Raw genomic sequence first — 20,736 nt, 5'->3', positions numbered from 1 at the left:
GTGCGGTTCACGCGCCGCCGCTCACTCGTCCTCGTCCGCCACCCCGTACGCCCCCACACTCCACAACGAAATCCCGTACTGCGTCGCCCTCTTGTCGCCCACGACCCGGACGAACCGCACGTCCTTCGCGTCCATGCGGACCGACTCGTGGCCGCCCTGGCCGTCTCGCACGGTTGCCGCCGTGCGCCAGGTGCGGCCGTCGGGGGAGGTCTGGACGCGGTAGTGCTTGGCGTAGGCGTCCTGCCAGTGGAGGGTGACCAGGCCGAGGCGGGTGGGCTTGGCGAGTTCGACCTGCCACCATTCGCCGTTCTTCACGGGGGAGGACCAACGCGTCGACGTCTTGCCGTCGTTGGCGGCCTTCGCCGGGAAGTCCGGGGTCTCGTCCGCGGAGGAGGAGGCCTTGCCGGAGCGGGCCAGGTCGGGGCCCGCCGTGCGGGGGTAGGCGCGGACCGAGAGGGTGCGGGTCTCGTCGCCGAAGGTGAAGGGGATGGAGTACGTGCCCGCGGGGGTGTCCGCGGGAACTGTCACCTCGACGGGCACGTCGACCTTTGTGCCGCGCGGGAGTTCGGACTGGTGCGGGAGGTCGACCTTGATGCCGTGCGGGGCCTTCGTCGTCAGGCGGCCGCGCACGGCGCCCGGGCGCTGCGCCGTCAGGTGGGCCGTCAGTCGCTGGGGTGCGCCGCCGATTTCGGCGTCGGTCTCGGTGCGGGCCAGGGTGACGGAGGCCGCGGGGGAGTCCGCGTACCAGGGGACCACGTGGGTCACCGCGTCGGACGACGCGCCCGTGACGCGTACCGCGTCCGCGCGGGTGTTGTGGGCGTCCAGCTCCGTGAAGCCGCCGTCCGTGAGCGCGCCGATCCGCTTCCAGCCCTCGCCGGGGGCGTGCGCCTCGACCGTGCCCGAGGTGCCGGGGTCGGCGAGGACCGTGACCGTGGACAGGGCGCGGGCGCGCGGGAGTTCGGCCTTCGCGCCCTTCGACGCGTCCGCGCGGTCCGTACCCGACCAGGAGGCGAACTCCTTCTCGGCCTTCGTCAGGAACGGGTCCAACACTCCCTTGCCGACCGTGGCGCTCGACTTGGCCAACTCCTTGCGGAGGGACGACAAGTGGCGTGCCGCCTTCCATGCCGCCGCCTTGTCGTCGCGGCTTGCGGCCTCCAGCATGTCGACCGCGGCCTCGCCCGCCTGCCCGTAGCGGCCCAACTTGTCGGCCCAGGGCCGGACTTCGGAGTCCAGCTCCGTGCCGTCGAGGGCCGAAGGTGTGCGGCGCATCTGGGTGAACGCGTCGCGCAGGGCCGCCGCCGTCTTCTTGGTGCTGTCCGCGTCCGTCGTCGTGCGCGCCTTCCGGAACGCCGAGATCAGCGGCTTCAGATAGGCCGACTCGTCCGCGCCGAGCACCGAAGACGCGTCGTTGCCCGCGAGGGCGGAGAGCGCCTCCTCGGTCTGCTTCTCGCCGTCCGCAAGATCGTCGATCGCCGCCTGCCAGGACTCCTGCGCCCGGTAGTCGCGCGGGTTCCAGGCGTAGTCCGCGGTCGTGAACAGCGGGATGCGGGAGGCAGCGGGCTGCTCCATGGCCGTGGCGAGGACCGCCGCGGAACCGGAGGCCACGGCGGGCTCCCGGCCCATGTACGGGCCCAGGAATATCCGGTCCTGCGCGTAGTCGTTGACCGGGTAGTTGTCCATCGTGAGCAGCTTGTGCCCGCCGCCGAACGCGCCCTGCACACCTGCCAGTTCGCCGCCGGTGATCGTGCGCGGCACCACGCCGACGCCCGTCCACGCGACCTCCACCGCGTCGTCCAGATCGCGGGCGAGCGCCGTCCGGTACTCCGTCGTGCCGTCCTGGTAGTACTCGGTCGGCATCAGGGACAGCGGCCCCGCGCCCGGGTGCCGGGCCGCGAGGTGCTTCGCCACCGCGTTCGCGACCTTCGCCTGCGCCTTCGCCGCGGAGTCGGGACCGGAGCCGAACTCCCGCGCGTCCGACGCGCAGTGCCACTCGCTGTACGACACGTCCTGGAACTGGAGCTGGAAGGCCCGCACCCCGAGCGCCCACATCGCGTCGAGCTTGCGGGTGAGCGCCTTGATGTCGTCCGGCGACGACATGCACATCGCCTGCCCCGGCGCCACGGCCCAGCCGAGCGTCACGTGGTTGGCGCGGGCCCGCTCGGCGAGCCTGCGGAAGTCGGCGCGCTGGTCGGCCGGGTACGGCTCGCGCCAGCGGGCCTGGCGGTACAGGTCGTCGCCGGGCGCGTACAGGTAGCGGTTCTGCTTGGTGCGGCCCATGAAGTCGAGCTGGTCCAGGCGCTGCTCCGTCGTCCACGGCGTGCCGTAGAAACCCTCCGTCAGACCGCGTACGGCCGTGCCCGGCCAGTCCCGTACGACAACCCCCGCGACGGTCCGCCGGTCGATCAGTTGCCGGAACGTCTGCGCCGCGTGGAACAGGCCGTCGTCGCCGATGCCCTCGATGGCGACGGTCGGCGTCCCCGCCGCGCGGCCCACGGCGAGCCGGTAGCCGCCGGACGGGAGATCGCCGCGGGCGCTCGCGCCGAGGCCGCGCAGGGTCGCGTCGAGAGAGCCGGCCCTCCCCTTGCCCGAGTCGGGACGGTAGTCGCCCGCGCCCGTCCTGGCCTGCGGGGACTCGGTGGCGAGCCGCACCACGAGCCGCGCGTCGCGGGGCACGTCGTGCTCGGCGGAGACCTGCCGGATGTCCCGCGCCCCCGCGCCCTTCAGTGCCTTGCGCAGCGCGTCCACGGCGTACGAGTCGGAGCCCGGCGGCACCAGGAGCGTCACCTCGTCCGGGACCGCGACCCCGTCCGCGTCGTCCGACGCCTTGAGGGACTGCGGGCGCGGCCACACCGCGGGCAGCTTCGCGTCCGACTTCAGGTCCCCGGTGGTCGTCCCCGGCGTCGGGGGAGCGGCCACGGCCCCCGTGGCCCCGCCCAGCGTCCCGGCGATGACGGCGACCGCGAGGGCAGCCGCCCTCTTCCTGCGCCGGAGCTGCACGGCGTACTCCCTGTGGTTCGAACCTGACTCAAGAGGCACAAGGATAGAAGGGAGGAGGCCGTCGATGGGCGGTAACCGGCCCTACCGACGAGTTGCCTGGTCGAACGGGATTTTTTTCGGCTGTTCAGGCCCTCGGGCAAAGTTCCTTTCGTTGTACACACTGTGACCAGTAACACGTTGTTCGGTGAAAGAGGCCTGAGGTCGTAGCTTCTGGGTAGGTCTTTCGACTCCCGACGCCTTACGACGAAGGAGGCCCCCGTGGCCGCATCAGCACAGCTCCTGCTCTCGGCCCTCTCCAAACAGGCGGACCTCAGCATGATCGACGACGCCGACGTCACCAGCACCTGCTCCTTCGAAGCGCCCCTCACCAGCGAACCCGCCTTCGCGGACTACGCCCCCCTGACTTCCGAGCCGCCCATGACGGACGAGTCCCCCCTCACTTCCGAGCCCACACCCACCGGTCTCGCCGCGGGCTGAGTTCGATGACGCAGGCCCGGATCGCCGCGCTGCACGGAGTGGCCACCTCCTACTCCCCGGCGCCGGGCCGCACCGTCCACGCCTCGGACGCGGCGGTGGCGGCGGCCCTCGCCGCGCTCGGCGTGGACGTGAGCGCGGATCCCGCCGAGCCGCCCGAGCGGCTGCTGCCGCCGACCGTGGTGGTGTGGGCCGACGGCAGCGTCCCGCGCTGGGTGACGGGCCTGCCCGAAGGGGCCGAGCTGCGGCTGCGGCCGGAGGGCGGGGACCGCTTCGACCCCTGGGACCCCGGCACCGCGACGCCGCCCGGCACGCACCGGCTGCGCGTCAGCACGCCCGACGGGCGCCGCGCCGAAGCCCATCTGATCGCCGCGCCGCCCACAGCGCCGGCCCCGCCGCCGCGCACCCACGGACTGCTCGTCCAGCTCTACTCGCTGCTCTCCACCCGCTCCTGGGGCATGGGCGACCTCGCGGACCTGGCCGACCTGGCGTCCTGGTCGGCCCGCACCCACGGCACCGGATTCCTCCAGGTCAACCCGCTGCACGCGGCGGTCCCCGCCGGGCCCGACGGCGGCACGGACCCGTCCCCGTACCGCCCCTCCTCGCGCCGCTTCCCCGACCCCGTCCACCTGCGGATCGAGGACATACCCGAGTACGCATACGTCCCTCAGCACGCCCGGGAGGCCGCCCGGCTGCGCGAGGCGGTGCTCACCCAGGGCGCGCTGATCGACCGGGACGCGGTGTGGGCGCTGAAGCGGACGGCGCTCGAAGCGATCCACGAGGTGCCGCTCACCCCCGGCAGGCGCGCCTCCTACTGGGACTACCTCGCCGCACAGGGCACGGCCCTGGAGGACCACGCCACGTACTGCGCGCTCGCCGAGCGGTACGGCCCCGACCGGCACACCTGGCCGGCCGCCCTCCAGGACCCGCGCTCGCCGCAGACCGGCCACGCCCGCCGGGAGCTGATGGACCGCGTCGACTTCCACTGCCGGCTCGCCTGGCTCACGGACGGGCAACTCGCCGCCGCCCAGCGTGCGGCGCGCGAGGCGGGCATGCCGATCGGGCTCGTGCACGACCTCGCCGTCGGCGTGCACCCCGGCGGCGCCGACGCGTGGGCGCAGCGCGACATCTTCGCGCAGGGCATCAGCGTGGGCGCGCCCCCGGACGCCTTCAACGCGCGCGGCCAGGACTGGGGCCTGCCGCCGTGGCGCCCCGACCGCCTCGCGGAGACCGGCTACGCCGCCTTCCGCGACCTGCTCCGCAATCTGATGCGGCACGCGGGCGCCATCCGCATCGACCACGTGATGGGCCTGTTCCGGCTCTGGTGGATCCCGGAGGGCCTGCCGCCGACCGAGGGCTGCTACGTCCACTACGACGCCGAGGCCATGCTCGCCGTGCTGCTCCTGGAGGCGTCGCGCTCGGGCACGTACGTCATCGGGGAGGACCTCGGCACCGTCGAGCCGGGCGTGCGCGGGACGCTGCACGCGCGCGGGGTGCTCGGCACGTCCGTGCTGTGGTTCGAGCGCGACTGGGAGGGCGACGGACGCCCCGTCCCCGCCGAGGCCTGGCGCACGGACTGCGTCGCCACCGCCACCACCCACGACCTGCCGTCCACCGCCGCCCGCCTGAGCGGCGACGACGTACGGCTGCGCGAGCGGCTCGGCCTGTCGTCGGCGAGCGGGGCGGAGGCGGCGGCCGAGGTGGCGGAGTGGCTCGCCCTGTTCGCCCGGATGGGCCTGTTCGCGCACGGAACGCGCGACGAGGAGGAGGCGGTGCGTGCGGTCCACCGGTTCCTGTGGCGCACACCCGCCCGGATGACCGGGGTGTGGCTGCCCGACCTGGTGGGCGACCGGCGCCCGCAGAACCTGCCCGGCACCTGGGCCGAGTACCCGAACTGGCGGCTGCCCGTCGCCGACGCCGAGGGCCGGCCCGTCACCCTGGAGGAACTGGCCGCGTCCCCCCGCGCGCACGCCCTGCTCGGCGTGTTCGCGGAGGCGTCCGCGGGAGCCGAAGTGCCCCTTACAGGCCCCCCGGACGCGCGGCCCGTTTAGGCGTTCGCTACGTTGGCACCGTGGACAAGAAGAACGCCCTGCGCGCCGGCGCCCTGGCCTCCGGTACGACGCTGATGATGCTGCTGATGTCGTCCCCCGCGCTCGCGCTCACGCGCGACGACGGCGACGACCCGGGTACCGGCCTGAGCGTGATCGAGACGCTCGGCCTCTACGTGGTGACGCCGATCGTCCTGTTCCTGGTGATCGCAGGACTGGTCTCGCTGGGCGACAAGTCCCGTAAGCAGCCGAAGCAGGGCTGAGGCCCGGCTTCCACACGGTTTCCCCGTCGAGGGCACCCGCCGCGTTCTTTCGCGGCGGGTGCCCTCGACGCGTCTGTACGGGCAGGATGGGCGGGTCGATCCGGGCGTCACCGCATCTGGAGGCCTCATGGACAGCACAGGCTCATCCCGCACCACCGGCTCAGTGATCGTGGTCGGCGCGGGCCCGACCGGACTGCTGCTCGCGGGGGACCTCGCCGCCGCGGGCGTTCCCGTCACCCTCGTCGAGCGGCGCCCCCAGGAGATCAGCAACCTCTCCCGCGCCTTCGCCGTGCACGCCCGCACGCTGGAACAGCTCGACGCGCGGGGGCTCGCCGACGAGCTGGAGACGAAGGGCCAACAGCTGCAACGGCTGCGCCTGTTCGGCAGCCTCGTCCTCGAACTGGGCGAGCTGCCCTCGCGCTTCAACCACCTCCTCGTCGTCCCGCAGTACGAGGTCGAGAGGCTCCTGGAGCGGCGGGCCGTCGACGCCGGGGTCACCTTCGCGTACGAGACCGAGGTGACGGGCCTGGCGCAGGACGCGGACGGCGTCACGCTCCACGTACGCGCGCAGGGGGAGGCGAAGGACCTGCGTGCGGCGTACGTCGTCGGCACCGACGGAATGCGCAGCTCGGTGCGCACCGCGGTGGGCCTTCCGTTCCCGGGCAAGTCCGTCATCCGCTCGGTCGTCCTCGCCGACGTACGGCTCGGCGAACAGCCCGACAACGTCCTCACCGTGAACACGGTCGGCGACGCCTTCGCCTTCATCGCCCCGTTCGGCGACGGCTACTACCGGGTGATCGCCTGGAACCGCGCGCACGACGTGTCGGACGACGCCCCGCTCGACCTCGACGAGATCAAGGAGACCGCCCGGCTCGCCCTCGGCCAGGACTACGGCATGCACGACGCCCGCTGGATGTCCCGCTTCCACAGCGACGAACGGCAGGCGCCGAAGTACCGCGTGGGCCGGGTGCTGCTGGCCGGGGACGCCGCCCACGTGCACACCCCGGCGGGCGGCCAGGGCATGAACACGGGCCTCCAGGACGCGGCGAACCTCGGCTGGAAACTGGCGGCGGTGGTGGGCGGCCGGGCGACCGAAGAGCTCCTCGACACCTACGAGTCGGAGCGCCACCCCGTCGGCAAGGCGGTGCTGCGCAGCAGCGGCGGCCTGGTCCGCCTCGCGATGGCCAAGCGCCCCTGGACGCTCGCGGCCCGCTCGGTCCTCGCCACCGCCGTGACCCGCGCCCGCCCCGCCCGCACCCGCGCGGTCGGCCAGATCACCGGCATCGGCTTCCGCTACCCGGCTCCGAGGGGCTCCCACCCGCTCGTCGGCAGGCGCGTCCCCGACGTCGCGCTTCAGGGCGGGACCCGGCTCTACGAGGCCCTGCGCGCGGGCGAGTTCGTCCTGATCCTGCCCCAGGGGTCGCCGGACAAGATGGACGGCGTCCAGGTCGCCCACTGGGCGAGTGACCGGCGCACCGCGCTCCTCGTGCGGCCCGACGGATACGCGGCGTGGGCCCGCGACCCGGGCAAGGAAGGGGGAGCGGACGAGGGCGCGGATGAAGGAACCGATGGGGGAGTTAAGTCCACCGACGTCCCCGAGATGTTCGCCGGATACTCATTGCGGTAACGGCAAGTAGCCGAGGACGCGGTCGAGTTGGGGGAGACGGGACATGAAGCGGGTCGAGGCGGTCAGGCGGTGCAACCGGCTGTGGTGGCTGTCCATGGTGGCGATGCACTGGTCGACGATGGTGCACATCGCGGTGTGGACACCGATCCCGGGCATGCTGCCCTGGGCCGCGGCGGGCATGCGCCGCGTCGTGGACCGCGAGCGGGGCCTCGCGGCCGCGTGGTCGGGCATCGCCGTCGAGGCGACACCCGCGCCGACGGCCGGCGGGGAGAAGGAGAGCTTCGGGCCGCTCGCCCGCTACCGCTGGGTGTTCGGGGACGCCCAGCGGTTCCGCGAGTGGCGCTGGACCACGATGTACTCCTTCGTCGGCGGCCTCATCGCCTGCCTGCCCGGCGCGCTCGTCCTCTACGGACTGTGGGGCCTCTTCCTCGCCGTCTTCGGCTCCTACCTGGCGCGGGACGCCGGCTGGGACGGCCTCTGGTACATGTTCGTCCACGTCGAGAACATCCCGACGGGCCTGATGGCGGGTCTGCTCGGCCTCGGCGTCGGCAAGGTCGGCCTGTGGCTCGCGCCCGGCAGCGTCGACTGCCACGCCCGCTTCGTCCGCTCGACGCTCTCCCCGAGCGAGCAGGAGCTGATGGCGGCCCGCATCGCCCACCTGTCCGCGACCCGCACCGACGCCGTGGACACCTCCGCCGCCGAACTGCGCCGTATCGAGCGGGACCTGCACGACGGGGCGCAGGCCCGCCTCGTCGCGATGGGCATGACGCTGGACGCCGCCGAGCACCGCCTGAACGACGACCCGGAAGCGGTCAGGGCGCTCCTCGCGGAGGCCCGCGCCTCCTCGTCCGCCGCGCTCCAGGAGCTGCGCGACCTGGTCCGCGGCATCCACCCGCCGGTCCTCGCCGACCGTGGACTCGCCGACGCCGTACGGTCGTTGGCACTGCTCAGCCCGCTGGCCGCGGAGGTCACGGTCGACCTGCCGGCCCGCCTGGAGGCCCCGGTCGAATCGGCGGTCTACTTCGCGGTCGCCGAGACCGTGACGAACGCGGCCAAGCACGCGGAGGCCGAGCGCCTGTGGATCGACATCACCTACGACGCGGGGACCGGGGCCCTGCGCGTCGGTGTCATCGACGACGGCCGCGGCGGCGCGGACCCGGCCCGGGGCGGCGGTCTCGCAGGCATCGAGCGGCGGCTCGCCACCTTCGACGGCGTCCTCGCCGTCAACAGTCCGGCCGGTGGCCCGACCCAGATCTCGATGGAGGTGCCGTGCGCGTTGTCGTCGCCGAAGACCACTTCCTGCTGAGGGACGGTCTCGTGCGGCTCCTCGGCGCGTACGGGCACGAGGTCGTCGCCGCCGTGGACAACGGCCCTGAGCTGCGCAAGGTCCTCGTCACCGAGCGTCCCGACGTCGCGATCGTCGACGTACGGCTGCCGCCGGACTTCAGCGACGAGGGCCTGCGCGCGGCCCTCGAAGCCCGCGAACAGGTGCCGGGGCTCCCGGTGTTGCTGCTCTCGCAGTACGTGGAGCCCCTGTACGCACGGGAGTTGCTGGCGGACGGCGCGGGCGCGGTCGGATACGTACTCAAGGACCGGGTCACGAACGGCTCCGAGTTCCTGCGCACCATCCACCAGGTGGCGGGCGGCGGCACGGTGATGGACCCCGAGGTGGTGTCGAAGCTGCTCGCCCGCAAGGTCCGCGACCGGCGGCTCGGCTCCCTGACCGGCCGCGAGCGCGAGGTGCTCGCGCTGCTCGCGCAGGGCAGGTCCAACGCGGGGGTGGCCGAGTCCCTGGTCGTCACGGAGAAGGCCGTCACCAAGCACATCGGCAACATCTTCACGAAGCTCGGCCTGTATCCCGGCGAGAGCGACAACCGGCGGGTGCTGGCGGTGCTGGCGTACTTGGAGGGGTAGCTGGGAGGGGCCAGCTTTGAGGGCTGGCATTCGTTCAGTAATTCTGAATGTAAGCGGCGAAAAGATTCGATGGACGTGATGGGTGGGGCGCTGCCACGGTAATGGGGCAACGGAACCCGATCGAGAGAGGCCCCGACCCTGATGGCAGTCCTGGACCGTACCCGTACACCGGTGGAACCGAGCGCGGCGGCGGGCCGCGCGGCCGGCGGGCTCGGCGTCGGCCTCGCGCTCGCCGCGCTCGCGACGGTCGTCTGGTCCGGCAGCTTCGTCACCGCGCGGGGTCTGCACGACAGTGTGCCGCCGATCCAGCACGCGTTCTGGCGCTGGGTGGTGGCGATCTTGGCGGTGGCGCCGTTCGGGGCGCGGGCGGCGTGGCGCCAACGGGCGGTGCTGCGGCGGCACGTGGGGTTCGTGGCGCTGGCCTCGCTGCTCGGCATCGCGGTCTACAACACCCTCGTCAACCAGGCCGGCATGACGACCTCCGCCGGCAACATGGGCATGATCATGGCCGCGTCGCCGGTGCTCATGGCGGTGTACGAGCGGATCGGCGGGGCGCGGTTGGGGCCGCGCCGGGTTGCCGGAACGCTGATCGCCTGCGCGGGGGTCGTCCTCCTCGTCAGCAAGGGCTCCCTCACGCCCGACTTCGCGCCCGGCGACCTGTGGGTGGTCGTGGCGGCCGTGTGCTTCGGCTCGTACAGCGCGCTGCTGCGCCGCAAGCCGCGTGAACTCGGCGGCGTGGCCTTCCTGTTCGCGACCTTCGTGCTCGGCGCGCTGATGCTGCTGCCCGTGTACGCGGCGAGCGTGGCGGTGCAGGGCGGCTTCGAGGTGCGGGCGGGCACGGCGCTGCCGCTGCTGTACGTGGGAGTGGTGTCGTCGGCGGTCGCCTTCTTCGCGTGGAACAAGGCGATCGCGATGGTGGGGGCGGCGCGGGCGGGGGTCGTGTACTACCTCCAGCCGGTGTGCGTGGCCGCGCTGTCGTACGTCGTCCTCGGGGAGTCGATGGGGTGGGCGCAGGTGGGGTGCATGGTGCTGATCCTGGGCGGAGTGGTGCTGGCGTCGGTCGCCTCGCCGCGGTTTGCCGAACCGGCAACAAGGCGGGGGGCCGGGCGGTCGTAGAGGCAGGATCGAAGGGTGACGTGGAGTTCCCCGGAGCTGGAGGAAACGATGCCCGACCTGTCCGACCTGCCCGAACCGATCCACCGTCTTGTGCCCTCACCGGCGGGCCGCACCCATCTCGTGGAGCAGGGGACGGGGCCGCTCGTCCTGCTCCTGCACGGGTTCCCCGAGTCCTGGTACTCGTGGCGGCGGCAGCTTCCGGCGCTCGCCGCCGCCGGATATCGGGCGGCCGCGATCGACGTACGGGGGTACGGGAGGTCGTCGCGGCCGGACGACATCGCCGCGTACCGGATGATCGAGCTCGTCGAGGACAACGTCGCCGTGGTCCGTGCCCTCGGTGAGGAGTCGGCGGTCGTGATCGGCCACGACTGGGGTGCGAACATCGCCGCCACCTCGGCGCTGGTCCGTCCGGAGGTCTTTCGGGCGGTGGGGCTGCTGAGCGTGCCGTACGCGCCGCGGGGCGGGCCGAGGCCCAGTGAGGTGTTCGCCCAGATGGGCGGCGGCGAGGAGGAGTTCTACGTCTCCTACTTCCAGGAGGCGGGGCGCGCGGAGGGGGAGATCGAGCCGGATGTGCGGGGGTGGCTGGGCGGGATCTATGCCGCGCTCTCCGCGGACACGATGCCGGGGGCGGATGCGCCTGACCCGCATTTCGTCACGCGTGGTGGGCTGATGCGGGACCGGTTCCCCGGGGGTCGGCCCGAGTGGCTGAGCGAGGATGAACTCGACGTGTATGCGGGGGAGTTCGAGCGTACGGGGATGGGGGGTGCGCTTGCCCGGTACCGGAACATGGACCGGGACTGGGAGGACCTGGAGGCGTACGACGGTGCGCCGATCGTGCAGCCGTCCTTGTTCATCGGTGGGGGGCGGGACGCCTCGACGACCTGGCTGGCGGAGGCGATTGCCGCGTACCCGAAGACGTTGCCGGGCCTCGCGGGGTCGCACGTTCTGCCCGGGGCGGGTCACTGGCTCCAGCAGGAACGTCCTGCGGAGGTCAACCGTCTGCTCGTGGACTGGCTGACCGCGCTCCGATAGCCACACCGTCCCCCGGCCACGGGGCTCTGCCCCGGCCCCCGCGGGCTCTCGTGCGAGAGGCGGGGCTTGATGGGCTCGGTGCCACGTGGCTTGCGGCCTGCCGTGGCCCAGGCCACGGGGCTCCGCCCCGGACCCCGCGCCTCAATCGCCGGCGGGGCTTTAATTGCCCACCCGCCGCGGGGCTGGAAGTGCCAACCCGCCCGCGGGCAATCGTCCGGCTCCCGCCCATCTCCCACCCACCCGCCCCCTCCGGGGCGTCGGTCCGACGGGGTGCCGCCACCGCCTTGGGCGACGCCCACCACGGCTCCCCACCCGCCGCGGTCGGCCGCACGCGCCTTGGGCAATCTGCCGCCTAGGGCGGCAGGGTGGGCAAGGCGGCACCCCGGTGCAGGTTGCACATATGGAGGGCGTCGGCCGCGGCACCGTCCCAGAACCCCGGTGCCGCGCAACGAAGGAGCCGGGCTACGGTCGGGGCGTGAGTGCGATGCGTATGGCCCAGGTGGGCGAGGTTATGGAGCGGCGGCAGGTAGCCGTTTATCTGGGGGCTCTGGCGGTCGGCGCCGTGGTCGGGCTCGTCGCGCCCAGCGGCATTGGGCCCGGGCTGGAGCGTGCCATCAACCCCGTTCTCGCCGCGCTCCTCTACGTGACCTTCCTCCAGGTCCCCGCCGCAGAGCTGCTCCGATCGCTGCGCGCCGGGCGCTTCCTGGCCGCCGCGCTCACGGTCAACTTCGTCGTCGTGCCGCTCGTCGTCGCCGCCATGTTCGCGTTCCTCCCCGACGACCAGGCCGTACGCCTCGGCGTGCTCCTCGTGCTGCTCTGCCCCTGCGTCGACTACGTGATCGTCTTCAGCGGCCTCGCGGGCGGCGCGAGTCAGCGGCTGCTCGCGGCGACGCCGTTGCTGCTGCTCGCGCAGATGGTGCTGCTGCCGGGGTATCTGTACCTGTTCATGGGCGCGGGGCTGAGTGACCTCGTCGAGGCGGGGCCGTTCGTCGAGGCGTTCCTCACGCTCATCGTCGTGCCGCTCGCCCTCGCCTGGCTCACCCAGGCGTGGGCCGCCCGCCGCCCGGCCGGGCGGCGCTTCTCCGAAGCCGTGGGCATCACGATGGTGCCGCTCATGGCCGCCACGCTGCTGACGGTCGTCGCCTCCCAGATCCCCAAACTGGACGACAACCTCGGGGACGTGGCGCGCGTCGTGCCGTTCTACGTGCTGTTCCTGCTGGTGATGGCGTTCGCGGGCCGCGCCGTGGCCCGCCTCTACCGGCTCGACGTGCCCTCGGGACGGGCGGTCGTGTTCACCGGCGCCACCCGCAACTCCCTCGTCGTCCTGCCCCTCGCCCTGTCCCTGCCGGACCCGCTGGCCGTCGCCGCGGTGGTCGTCGTCACCCAGACACTCGTCGAGGTCGTCGGCATGGTGGTCTACGTACGGGCGGTCCCGCGGCTGCTCGCCTGAGGCCTCAGTTCCATCAGCGGAAGCATGCGGCCCAGGGCCGAGCCCGACGGGATCGCGCCCGCGTGCCGCGCGCCCATCGCCTCGTAGAACGGGACGGCGTTGGGATCCGCCGCCCAGCTCACCCTGGTGAACCGCGCCTCGCGCGCCGTGTCCCGCACGTGCTCGAAGAGCAGCCGGCCCACCCCTAGGGCCTGTCGTTTGGATCAGGCCGGGCTCGCGGGGTCCGGCACGCACTCCCCCAAGCTCTTAAGGAGCAGGGGGGACCCCCTTCGGCGTTGTCGTCGGTCGACGACGCTCCGCGTCGCCTCCCTCCTCCGCCTTGCGATCGCACGCTTCCCCAAGCTCTCGGCTTCGCTCGAGCAGGGGAGGCCCCATTACCCCGCTCCCTGATCCGGCCTGATCCAAACGACAGGCCCGAGCCCCATCGCGTCGAGGTCCACGAACATCAGGCCCAGCTCGCCCACCGGCGGCGCCCCTTCGAGCGTCACCAGGCCGAGCAGCCGGCCGTCCGTGCCCTCGGCGACGGTCGTACGGCGGCGCGTGACCTCGGACGGGTGCAGCGTCAGCTCGTCCACGCACGCCGCCATGAACACCTCGTCGTAACCCCAGTGCGCCTTCGAGCGCAGCGCGAGGGCCGACAGCCGCTCCGCCTCGTCGGGGCGGGCCGGGCGAAGGCGTGCGGAGGGCGATGTGGGGGTCATGGGGTCAGCGTAGGACGCGGCCGCGAGCGGATACGTTGTGGCGTATGAGCAGCGAGAAGCGAGTGCCGGGGCCCGACCGGTGGGACGTGAAGAAGCTGGTGATCCTGCGCACCCTGCGGGAGTGCGGCACCGTCACCGCCACCGCGCAGACGCTGCTCATGACGCCGTCCGCCGTCTCGCAGCAGCTCACCAACCTCGCCAAGCAGCTCGGCGTGCCGCTCCTCGAGGCGCAGGGGCGGCGGGTGCGGCTGACCGACGCCGCGCAGCTCGTGCTGCGGCACGCGGAGGCCGTGTTCGCCCAACTGGAGCGCGCCGACGCCGAGTTGGCACAGTGGGTGCACGGGGAGACGGGGACGGTGCGGGTCGCCGCGTTCTCCACCGCCGTGCCCGCGCTCGTGGTGCCCGCAGTGCGGCAGCTGCGCTCCGCACACCCCGGCATCACCGTCCGGGTGCGGGAGGCGGAGGCCGGGCAGGCGTACGAGCTGCTCGCCACCGGCGACGTGGACCTCGCCCTGTCGCTGGCCGCGCACGCGCCGACGCCCCGCGACCCCAAGTTCACGCGGGTGCCGCTGCTCGCCGACCCGCTGGACGTCGCGCTGCCGGTGGGCCATCCGCTGGCGGGCGAGCCGGGCCTGCGGCTCGCCGATCTCGCCGGTGAGCCGTGGATCTTCGGCGGGTCCGGGCCCTGGTCGGAGATCACGACGGCCGCGTGCGAGGCCGCCGGGTTCGTGCCGGAGCAGGCGCACAGCGCGGCCGGGTGGACCGCGATCCTCGCCATGGTCGAGGCCGGGATGGGAGTCGCGCTGGTGCCGCGGATGGCGGCGGCGCGCCGGGACGGCGTCGTGATGTGCCCGCTCGGCGCGGACCGTCCCGTACGGCATGTGGTGGCGGCCGTACGGAAGGGGTCGGAGGAGGGGACGGCGGTGCGCAGGGTCCTGGAAGCGCTGACCGTTCAGCAGAGCTGACACGCCGACCGTTCAGCAGAGCTGACACGCCGACCGTTCAGCAGAACTGAAAGGCCACCTCGAAAACTTTCGATGGACCTGTCGGCTCGTCGCGCGCGACAGTGGGCCCATGACCCAGACGACACCCGCCCAGGACCAGGACCCGCACGCCAACGACGCCGCCCCCTACGGAGGCGGCGACCCGTACGCCGACTACCGCACCTTCGGTGACGCCGACGCCTTCAGCGAGCTCGTCGACCTCGCCGACCGGCGGCTCGGCGGCGGTGTCATCGCCGCGAACGACGAGTTCTTCGCGATGCGCGAGAACCTGCTGCTGCGCGAGCGGGCCGTCTTCGACCCGGAGCACTTCGGGCACAAGGGCAAGGTCATGGACGGCTGGGAGACCCGCAGGCGGCGGGGGACCGCGGACTCCCCGTTCCCGGCGCCCGAGGACCACGACTGGGCCATCGTGCGGCTCGGCGCGCCCGGCGTCGTCCGCGGCGTGATCGTCGACACCGCCCACTTCCGCGGCAACTACCCGCAGAAGGTGAGCATCCAGGCCACGAACGTGCCCGGCGCCCCCGGCCCCGCGGAGCTGCTCGCCGACGACGTGAAGTGGGAGGAGATCGTCCCGAAGAGCCAGGTCAAGGGCCACGCGGCGAACGCCTTCACGATCACCAGCGAGCGCCGCTACACGCACATCCGCGTCTGCCAGCACCCCGACGGCGGCATCGCCCGCCTCCGCGTGCACGGCGAGGTCGTCCCGGACCCCGAGTGGCTCGACCTGCTCGGCACGTTCGACCTGGCGTCGGTGCTCAACGGCGGTTCCTACGAGGACGCGTCCGACAAGTTCTACTCCTCGCCGACGCAGATCATCCTGCCGGGCACCTCGCGCAAGATGGACGACGGCTGGGAGAACCGCCGCCGTCGCGTCCACGGCACCAACGACTGGGTCCGCTTCCGGCTCGCGGCGCAGGGCACCATCCGCGCCGTCGAGATCGACACCGCGTACCTGAAGGGCAACTCGGCCGGCTGGATAGCCCTGAGCGGCCGTGACGGCGAGACCGGCGAGTGGTTCGAGATCATCCCCCGCACCAAGCTGGAGCCCGACACCCTGCACCGCTTCCCGCTCCCGAAGGAGGCCGTGGCCACCCACGTACGCCTCGACGCGTTCCCCGACGGGGGCGTGGCCCGGATGCGCGTGCACGGGTCGCTGACGGAGACGGGCCGCCAGGCGCTGCGCGACCGCTTCACGCAGTAAAAGCCCCGTACGTACGGGCAGCAACAGCCCCCGTACGTACGGGATGTCACCGCCCGAGGCGGCGCTCCCGGTCGAACCGGCGCAGCACACGCACGATGTGTGCCAGGCCGACGAGGCCGCCGAGCGCCACTCCGTGCGGAGTGACAGGCAGCGTCACCGCGACGGCGACCACCGTCACCGCGACGGCGATCAGCGCGCCGCTCACCAACGCGTAGACGATCTCCACCGTCATCGCGTCCTTCTCCGCCCGCGACTCCCGCCCGGCCCCCATGCGCCCAGTCTCACACGAGTGGGGGCACGGGGGCCGGGCTGCGGTGCTATACGTCCGCGTCCTGTGCCTTCAGCGCACGCTCGACGCCCGCCCGCGACTCCGACACCAGGCGGCGCAGCGCCGCGCTCGGGTCGGCGGACGACAGCCACGCGTCCGTCGCGGCCAGCGTCTCCTGCGAGACCTGGATCGCCGGGTACAGACCGATCGCGATCTGCTGCGCCATCTCGTGGGACCGGGAGTCCCAGACGGACTTCAGCGCCGCGAAGTACTTCTCCGTGTACGGCTCGAGCAGCTCGCGCTGGTCGGTCTGGACGAAGCCGCCGATCACCGCCTCCTGCACCGCGTTCGGCAGCTTGTCCGTCTCGACGACCGAGGCCCACGCCTCCGCCTTGGCCTCGGGGGTCGGCCGCGCCGCGCGGGCGCTGGCGGCGTGCCGCTCACCGGCGGCCGTCCTGTCCCGCTCGTACTCCGAGGCGATCTCCCCCTCGTCGTAGCGCCCGACCGCCGCGAGCCGCTGCACGAACGCCCAGCGCAGCTCGGTGTCGACGGCAAGGCCCTCGATCGTCTGGGAGCCGTCCAACAGGGCCTCAAGAAGGTCGAGTTGCTCCGGCGTGCGGGCGCTCGCCGCGAACGCGCGGGCCCACGCCAGCTGGTGGTCGCTGCCCGCATCGGCGGTCCGCAGGTGCGTGAGCGCCGCCTCGGTCCAGCGGGTCAGCAGCGCGTCCCGGTGGGCGGGCGCCGAGTACAGGTCGACGGCGAGCTTCACCTGGCGGTGCAGCGACTGCACGACGCCGATGTCGGACTCCTTGCCGACCCCGCTGAGCACCAGGTCCAGGTACGCGCTCGTCGACAGCTCCGCGTCGCGCGTCATGTCCCAGGCGGAGGCCCAGCACAGCGCGCGCGGCAGCGAGGCCTCGAAGTCGCCGAGGTGCTGCGTGACGAACGCGAGGGACTCCTCGTCGAGGCGGACCTTCGCGTACGACAGGTCGTCGTCGTTGAGCAGGATCACCGCGGGGCGGCGCTTGCCGACCAGCTGCGCCACCTGCGTCGACTCCGTTGCCGTGACGTCGAGTTCGACGCGCTCGCCGCGCAGCAGCTTGCCGGACTCGTCGTCGAGGTCGTAGAAGCCGATCGCGATGCGGTGCGGCCGCAGCGTCGCCTCGCCCTTGGCACCCTCGGGCAGCGCCGGGGCCTCCTGGCGGACGGCGAACGAGGTGATGACACCGTTCGCGTCGGTCTCGATCTCCGGCCGCAGGATGTTGATGCCGGCCGTCTCCAGCCACGCCTTCGACCAGGACTTCAGGTCACGCCCGCTGGTCTCCTCCAGCGCGCCGAGCAGATCGCTCAGCCGCGTGTTCCCGAACGCGTGGCGCTTGAAGTACGCCTGCACGCCCTGGAAGAACTCGTCCATGCCGACGTACGCGACGAGCTGCTTCAGGACGCTCGCGCCCTTCGCGTACGTGATGCCGTCGAAGTTGACGAGCACGTCGTCGAGGTCGCTGATGTCCGCCATGATCGGGTGCGTGGACGGCAGTTGGTCCTGCCGGTACGCCCACGTCTTCATCTGGTTGGCGAACGTCGTCCACGAGTGCGGCCACTTCGAGCCCGGCGCGTACGCCTGGCAGGCGGCCTCGGCGAACGTCGCGAACGACTCGTTCAGCCACAGGTCGTTCCACCACTCCATGGTGACCAGGTCGCCGAACCACATGTGGGCCAGCTCGTGCAGGATCGTCGCGGCCCGCACCTCGTACGCGGCGTCGGTCACCTTCGACCGGAACACGTACTGGTCGCGGATGGTGACGGCACCGGCGTTCTCCATGGCACCCGCGTTGAACTCGGGCACGAACAGCTGGTCGTACTTGGCGAACGGGTACGCGTAGTCGAACTTCTCCTGGAACCAGTCGAAGCCCTGCCGCGTCACCGCGAAGATCTCGTCCGAGTCGAGGAACTCGGCGAGCGAGGGCCGGCAGTAGATCGCCAGCGGCACGCTCTGCCCGGTCTCGGCGTTCTCGTACGAGGAGTGGACGCTGTGGTACGGGCCGACGATCAGCGCCGTGATGTACGTCGAGATGCGCGGCGTCGGCTCGAAGGCCCAGACGTCGTCCTTCGGCTCGGGCGTCGGCGAGTTGGAGATCACGGTCCAACCGCTGGGCGCCTTCACGGTGAATTGGAAGGTGCCCTTGAGGTCCGGCTGCTCGAACGACGCGAACACGCGCCGGGCGTCCGGAACCTCGAACTGCGTATACAGGTAAGCCTGTTGGTCGACGGGATCGACGAACCGGTGCAGCCCCTCACCCGTGTTCGTGTACGCGCAGTCGGCGACGACCTTCAGCTCGTTCGGCCCCGCCTCCAGGCGCTTCAGCGCGATCCGGGCATCCCGGAACACGGCGGCCACATCCAACGACCGCCCATTGAGCAGCACCTCGTGCACGGCGTCGGCGACGAGATCGATGAACGTCTCGGCGCCCGCCTCCGCGCTGTCGAAGCGCACGGTGGTCACCGACCGGAACGTGCCGCCCTCTTGCGCGCCGGAGAGGTCGAGATCGATCTCGTACGAGTCAACGGTGAGCAGCTTCGCCCGCTGCTGCGCCTCTTCACGGGTCAGATTGGTGCCAGGCACGCGGTCATCTCCTAGTAAGCGGTCTACGTTCTACGTTCTACGTTTGTGACGTTTCCGGTCATCCTTCCACGCGGGGTACGCGAAGGCGATGTCCGTTTCCCGCCGGTGAACACCCGCGCGCGGAGCGAGCCTGGAGCCATGACCAGGTACACCGCACTGCCCATCGACCCGACGGCCCTCAAGGAACTCCGCGCCACCGACGACGCGGGCCGCGCCATGCGTCCCTTCACCGCGGCCGGTGACGCCTCGGTCGGCTCGCCGCTGCGCTGCTGCCTCCGCCCCGTCGCCGAGGGCGAGCACATCGCCCTCGTGTCGTACGCGCCGCTGCGCCGCTGGGCGGACCGGACGGGCGCGACCCCCGGCGCGTACGACGAGCAGGGCCCGGTCTTCATCCACGCCGAGGACTGCGGCGGTTACGCACCGGAGGAGCGCTACCCCTTCGACCGACCCGGCGCGCTGCGCACCGTACGGCGCTACGACGCCAGCGGGCACATCGTCGGGGGCGCGCTCCTGGAGATCCCGGAGGAGACGACGGCTGGCTTCGACGCCGCTTTCGACGAAGCGTTCAGTGACCCGCGTGTGGGGCACGTGCACGTACGGGCGCTGGAGTACGGGTGTTACCACTTTGCGGTGCGGCGGCCCTGACCGGCCGCGTCCGTCCGAACCACCTGGCAGGCTCGCTGCCATGGAGATCAGCCTGGATCTGGATCTGCCCGAGGACGACATCGCGTTCATCGACGCGTACGTGGCGTCGAACGGGCTCGCGTCGCGGTCCGCCGCGCTCCGCGCCGCCGTCGAGCTGCTGCGGGCGCGCGTGGCACAGCCCGACGACGTACGCGAAGGGGGCGGTCACCTCGAACGGTGACCGCCCCCTTGGGCTGCGTGCAGCGGCCTACTTGGCCGACAGCTCCTTGGCCACCAGCTCCGCGATCTGCACCGCGTTCAGCGCGGCGCCCTTGCGGAGGTTGTCGTTGGAGATGAACAGCGCCAGGCCGTTCTCCAGCGTCTCGTCGTTGCGGATACGGCCCACGTACGACGGGTCCTTGCCGGCCGCCTGAAGCGGGGTCGGGATGTCGGAGAGCTCGACGCCGTCCGCCTTCGCGAGCAGCTCCGTGGCGCGCTCCGGGCTGATCGGACGGGCGAAGCGGGCGTTGACCTGGAGGGAGTGGCCGGAGAAGACCGGGACACGCACACAGGTGCCGGAGACCTTCAGCTCCGGGATCTCCAGGATCTTGCGGGACTCGTTGCGGAGCTTCTGCTCCTCGTCCGTCTCGTTCAGGCCGTCGTCGACGATCGCGCCGGCCATCGGCAGCACGTTGAAGGCGATGGGGCGCTTGTAGACGTTCGGCTCGGGGAAGTCGACGGCCTCGCCGTCGTGCGTCAGCTTGTCGGCCTCCGCGATGACCTTCTGCGCCTGGCCGTGCAGCTCGGCCACGCCCGCGAGGCCGGAACCGGACACCGCCTGGTACGTGGCGACGGTCAGGGCCTCGAGGCCCGCCTCGTCGTGCAGCGGACGCAGGACCGGCATCGCGGCCATCGTCGTGCAGTTCGGGTTCGCGATGATGCCCTTGGGGCGGTTCGCGATCGCGTGCGGGTTGACCTCGGAGACGACGAGCGGGACCTCGGGGTCCTTGCGCCAGGCCGAGGAGTTGTCGATCACGACGGGGCCCTGGGCGGCGACCTTCTCGGCGAGGGCCTTGGACGTGGCGCCACCTGCGGAGAACAGCACGATGTCGAGCCCGCTGTAGTCGGCCGTCGACGCGTCCTCGATCGTCACACCGTCCAGCACCTTGCCGGCGCTGCGGGCCGAGGCGAACAGGCGCAGCTCGTCGATCGGGAAGTCCCGCTCGACAAGGATCTTGCGCATGACCGTGCCGACCTGACCGGTGGCGCCGACGATTCCGACCTTCACAGGGTCCTCCGAGCTTTCGTGTTTCCGCGCAGCCGGCCATCCGGCCCGGCGGGTGTGTCCATGATGCGTCTGTCCAGGCCCGCCTTGTCCAATCCATTGTCCGTGG

19 protein-coding genes are annotated in these 20,736 nt (G+C 72.2%); 13 read left to right on the top strand and 6 right to left on the bottom strand.

Annotation, left to right across the window (positions count from 1 at the left end):
• Positions 1-21 precede the first annotated feature (21 nt).
• Positions 22-2,997, bottom strand: a complete 2,976-nt coding sequence (locus OHA73_RS16585) for a beta-N-acetylglucosaminidase domain-containing protein (protein WP_327655415.1) — start codon at positions 2,995-2,997, stop codon at positions 22-24.
• 258 nt (positions 2,998-3,255) lie between these two features.
• On the opposite strand from OHA73_RS16585, the gene OHA73_RS16580 reads away from it, so the two are divergent.
• The 9 genes from OHA73_RS16580 to OHA73_RS16540 all read left to right on the top strand — a co-directional run bounded on the left by OHA73_RS16580 (position 3,256) and on the right by OHA73_RS16540 (position 12,921).
• Positions 3,256-3,474, top strand: coding sequence for a hypothetical protein (locus tag OHA73_RS16580; protein ID WP_266719575.1), 219 nt, complete (start codon positions 3,256-3,258; stop codon positions 3,472-3,474).
• A gap of 5 nt (positions 3,475-3,479) precedes the next feature.
• Complete coding sequence (malQ, locus tag OHA73_RS16575) at positions 3,480-5,522, top strand: 4-alpha-glucanotransferase (RefSeq protein ID WP_327655414.1); 2,043 nt, start codon at positions 3,480-3,482, stop codon at positions 5,520-5,522.
• A 20-nt stretch (positions 5,523-5,542) separates the two neighbouring features.
• Positions 5,543-5,782 carry a hypothetical protein gene (locus OHA73_RS16570; RefSeq protein ID WP_266719579.1) on the top strand — a complete coding sequence of 80 codons (240 nt, stop codon included), beginning with the start codon at positions 5,543-5,545 and terminating at the stop codon, positions 5,780-5,782.
• A gap of 127 nt (positions 5,783-5,909) precedes the next feature.
• Positions 5,910-7,409, top strand: coding sequence for an FAD-dependent monooxygenase (locus OHA73_RS16565; RefSeq protein WP_327655413.1), 1,500 nt, complete (start codon positions 5,910-5,912; stop codon positions 7,407-7,409).
• Between the two features lie 43 nt (positions 7,410-7,452).
• A complete protein-coding gene (locus tag OHA73_RS16560; protein ID WP_327655412.1) occupies positions 7,453-8,715 on the top strand; it encodes a sensor histidine kinase in 1,263 nt (420 codons plus the stop codon).
• On the top strand, positions 8,679-9,323 hold the full coding sequence (locus OHA73_RS16555; protein ID WP_267070434.1) for a response regulator: 645 nt from the start codon (positions 8,679-8,681) through the stop codon (positions 9,321-9,323). The genes OHA73_RS16560 and OHA73_RS16555 overlap by 37 nt, the downstream gene beginning before the upstream one ends.
• A 141-nt stretch (positions 9,324-9,464) precedes the next feature.
• On the top strand, positions 9,465-10,439 hold the full coding sequence (locus tag OHA73_RS16550) for a DMT family transporter (RefSeq protein ID WP_327655411.1): 975 nt from the start codon (positions 9,465-9,467) through the stop codon (positions 10,437-10,439).
• Between the two features lie 48 nt (positions 10,440-10,487).
• Entirely contained in the window at positions 10,488-11,471 is a 984-nt protein-coding gene (locus OHA73_RS16545) for an alpha/beta hydrolase (protein ID WP_327658472.1), read from the top strand.
• A gap of 484 nt (positions 11,472-11,955) precedes the next feature.
• Complete coding sequence (locus tag OHA73_RS16540) at positions 11,956-12,921, top strand: arsenic resistance protein (RefSeq protein ID WP_267072898.1); 966 nt, start codon at positions 11,956-11,958, stop codon at positions 12,919-12,921.
• Here OHA73_RS16540 and OHA73_RS16535 read toward each other — a convergent pair.
• Both OHA73_RS16535 and OHA73_RS16530 read right to left on the bottom strand, forming a co-directional pair.
• Entirely contained in the window at positions 12,888-13,103 is a 216-nt protein-coding gene (locus tag OHA73_RS16535; RefSeq protein ID WP_267070436.1) for a hypothetical protein, read from the bottom strand. The genes OHA73_RS16540 and OHA73_RS16535 overlap by 34 nt on opposite strands.
• 192 nt (positions 13,104-13,295) lie before the next feature.
• A complete protein-coding gene (locus OHA73_RS16530; RefSeq protein WP_323187272.1) occupies positions 13,296-13,622 on the bottom strand; it encodes a hypothetical protein in 327 nt (108 codons plus the stop codon).
• Between the two features lie 44 nt (positions 13,623-13,666).
• On the opposite strand from OHA73_RS16530, the gene OHA73_RS16525 reads away from it, so the two are divergent.
• Together OHA73_RS16525 and alc are read left to right on the top strand one after the other, a co-directional pair.
• A complete protein-coding gene (locus OHA73_RS16525) occupies positions 13,667-14,587 on the top strand; it encodes a LysR family transcriptional regulator (protein WP_267070437.1) in 921 nt (306 codons plus the stop codon).
• 109 nt (positions 14,588-14,696) lie between these two features.
• Entirely contained in the window at positions 14,697-15,827 is a 1,131-nt protein-coding gene (gene alc, locus OHA73_RS16520) for an allantoicase (protein WP_266719592.1), read from the top strand.
• Between the two features lie 46 nt (positions 15,828-15,873).
• Here alc and OHA73_RS16515 read toward each other — a convergent pair whose 3' ends face one another.
• Both OHA73_RS16515 and pepN read right to left on the bottom strand, forming a co-directional pair.
• Positions 15,874-16,098, bottom strand: coding sequence for a DUF6332 family protein (locus tag OHA73_RS16515; RefSeq protein ID WP_267070438.1), 225 nt, complete (start codon positions 16,096-16,098; stop codon positions 15,874-15,876).
• Between the two features lie 46 nt (positions 16,099-16,144).
• Complete coding sequence (pepN, locus tag OHA73_RS16510) at positions 16,145-18,718, bottom strand: aminopeptidase N (RefSeq protein WP_267070439.1); 2,574 nt, start codon at positions 18,716-18,718, stop codon at positions 16,145-16,147.
• A 138-nt stretch (positions 18,719-18,856) separates the two neighbouring features.
• On the opposite strand from pepN, the gene OHA73_RS16505 reads away from it, so the two are divergent.
• Both OHA73_RS16505 and OHA73_RS16500 read left to right on the top strand, forming a co-directional pair.
• Positions 18,857-19,363: a DUF1203 domain-containing protein gene (locus OHA73_RS16505; protein ID WP_327655410.1), complete on the top strand. Its 507-nt coding sequence runs from the start codon at positions 18,857-18,859 to the stop codon at positions 19,361-19,363.
• Between the two features lie 40 nt (positions 19,364-19,403).
• Positions 19,404-19,583: a hypothetical protein gene (locus OHA73_RS16500; protein WP_266719600.1), complete on the top strand. Its 180-nt coding sequence runs from the start codon at positions 19,404-19,406 to the stop codon at positions 19,581-19,583.
• Positions 19,584-19,610: 27 nt separating this feature from the next.
• Here OHA73_RS16500 and OHA73_RS16495 read toward each other — a convergent pair whose 3' ends face one another.
• On the bottom strand, positions 19,611-20,630 hold the full coding sequence (locus OHA73_RS16495; protein WP_266719602.1) for an aspartate-semialdehyde dehydrogenase: 1,020 nt from the start codon (positions 20,628-20,630) through the stop codon (positions 19,611-19,613).
• Positions 20,631-20,736: the final 106 nt, after the last annotated feature.

This window comes from Streptomyces sp. NBC_00483 (assembly GCF_036013745.1).
Taxonomy (GTDB): Bacteria; Actinomycetota; Actinomycetes; order Streptomycetales; family Streptomycetaceae; genus Streptomyces.
Note: the sequence above shows the minus strand (reverse complement) of the source record. Positions and strands in the feature narration are given on the sequence as shown.

Coding starts and splice junctions, on each gene's coding strand:
- OHA73_RS16525 (WP_267070437.1), top strand. CDS start 13,667: ATGAGCAGCGAGAAGCGAGTGCCGGGGCCCGACCGGTGGGACGTGAAG.
- OHA73_RS16545 (WP_327658472.1), top strand. CDS start 10,488: ATGCCCGACCTGTCCGACCTGCCCGAACCGATCCACCGTCTTGTGCCC.
- OHA73_RS16540 (WP_267072898.1), top strand. CDS start 11,956: ATGCGTATGGCCCAGGTGGGCGAGGTTATGGAGCGGCGGCAGGTAGCC.
- malQ (WP_327655414.1), top strand. CDS start 3,480: ATGACGCAGGCCCGGATCGCCGCGCTGCACGGAGTGGCCACCTCCTAC.
- OHA73_RS16500 (WP_266719600.1), top strand. CDS start 19,404: ATGGAGATCAGCCTGGATCTGGATCTGCCCGAGGACGACATCGCGTTC.
- OHA73_RS16515 (WP_267070438.1), bottom strand. CDS start 16,098: ATGGGGGCCGGGCGGGAGTCGCGGGCGGAGAAGGACGCGATGACGGTG.
- OHA73_RS16505 (WP_327655410.1), top strand. CDS start 18,857: ATGACCAGGTACACCGCACTGCCCATCGACCCGACGGCCCTCAAGGAA.
- OHA73_RS16530 (WP_323187272.1), bottom strand. CDS start 13,622: ATGACCCCCACATCGCCCTCCGCACGCCTTCGCCCGGCCCGCCCCGAC.
- alc (WP_266719592.1), top strand. CDS start 14,697: ATGACCCAGACGACACCCGCCCAGGACCAGGACCCGCACGCCAACGAC.
- OHA73_RS16550 (WP_327655411.1), top strand. CDS start 9,465: ATGGCAGTCCTGGACCGTACCCGTACACCGGTGGAACCGAGCGCGGCG.
- OHA73_RS16560 (WP_327655412.1), top strand. CDS start 7,453: ATGAAGCGGGTCGAGGCGGTCAGGCGGTGCAACCGGCTGTGGTGGCTG.
- OHA73_RS16565 (WP_327655413.1), top strand. CDS start 5,910: ATGGACAGCACAGGCTCATCCCGCACCACCGGCTCAGTGATCGTGGTC.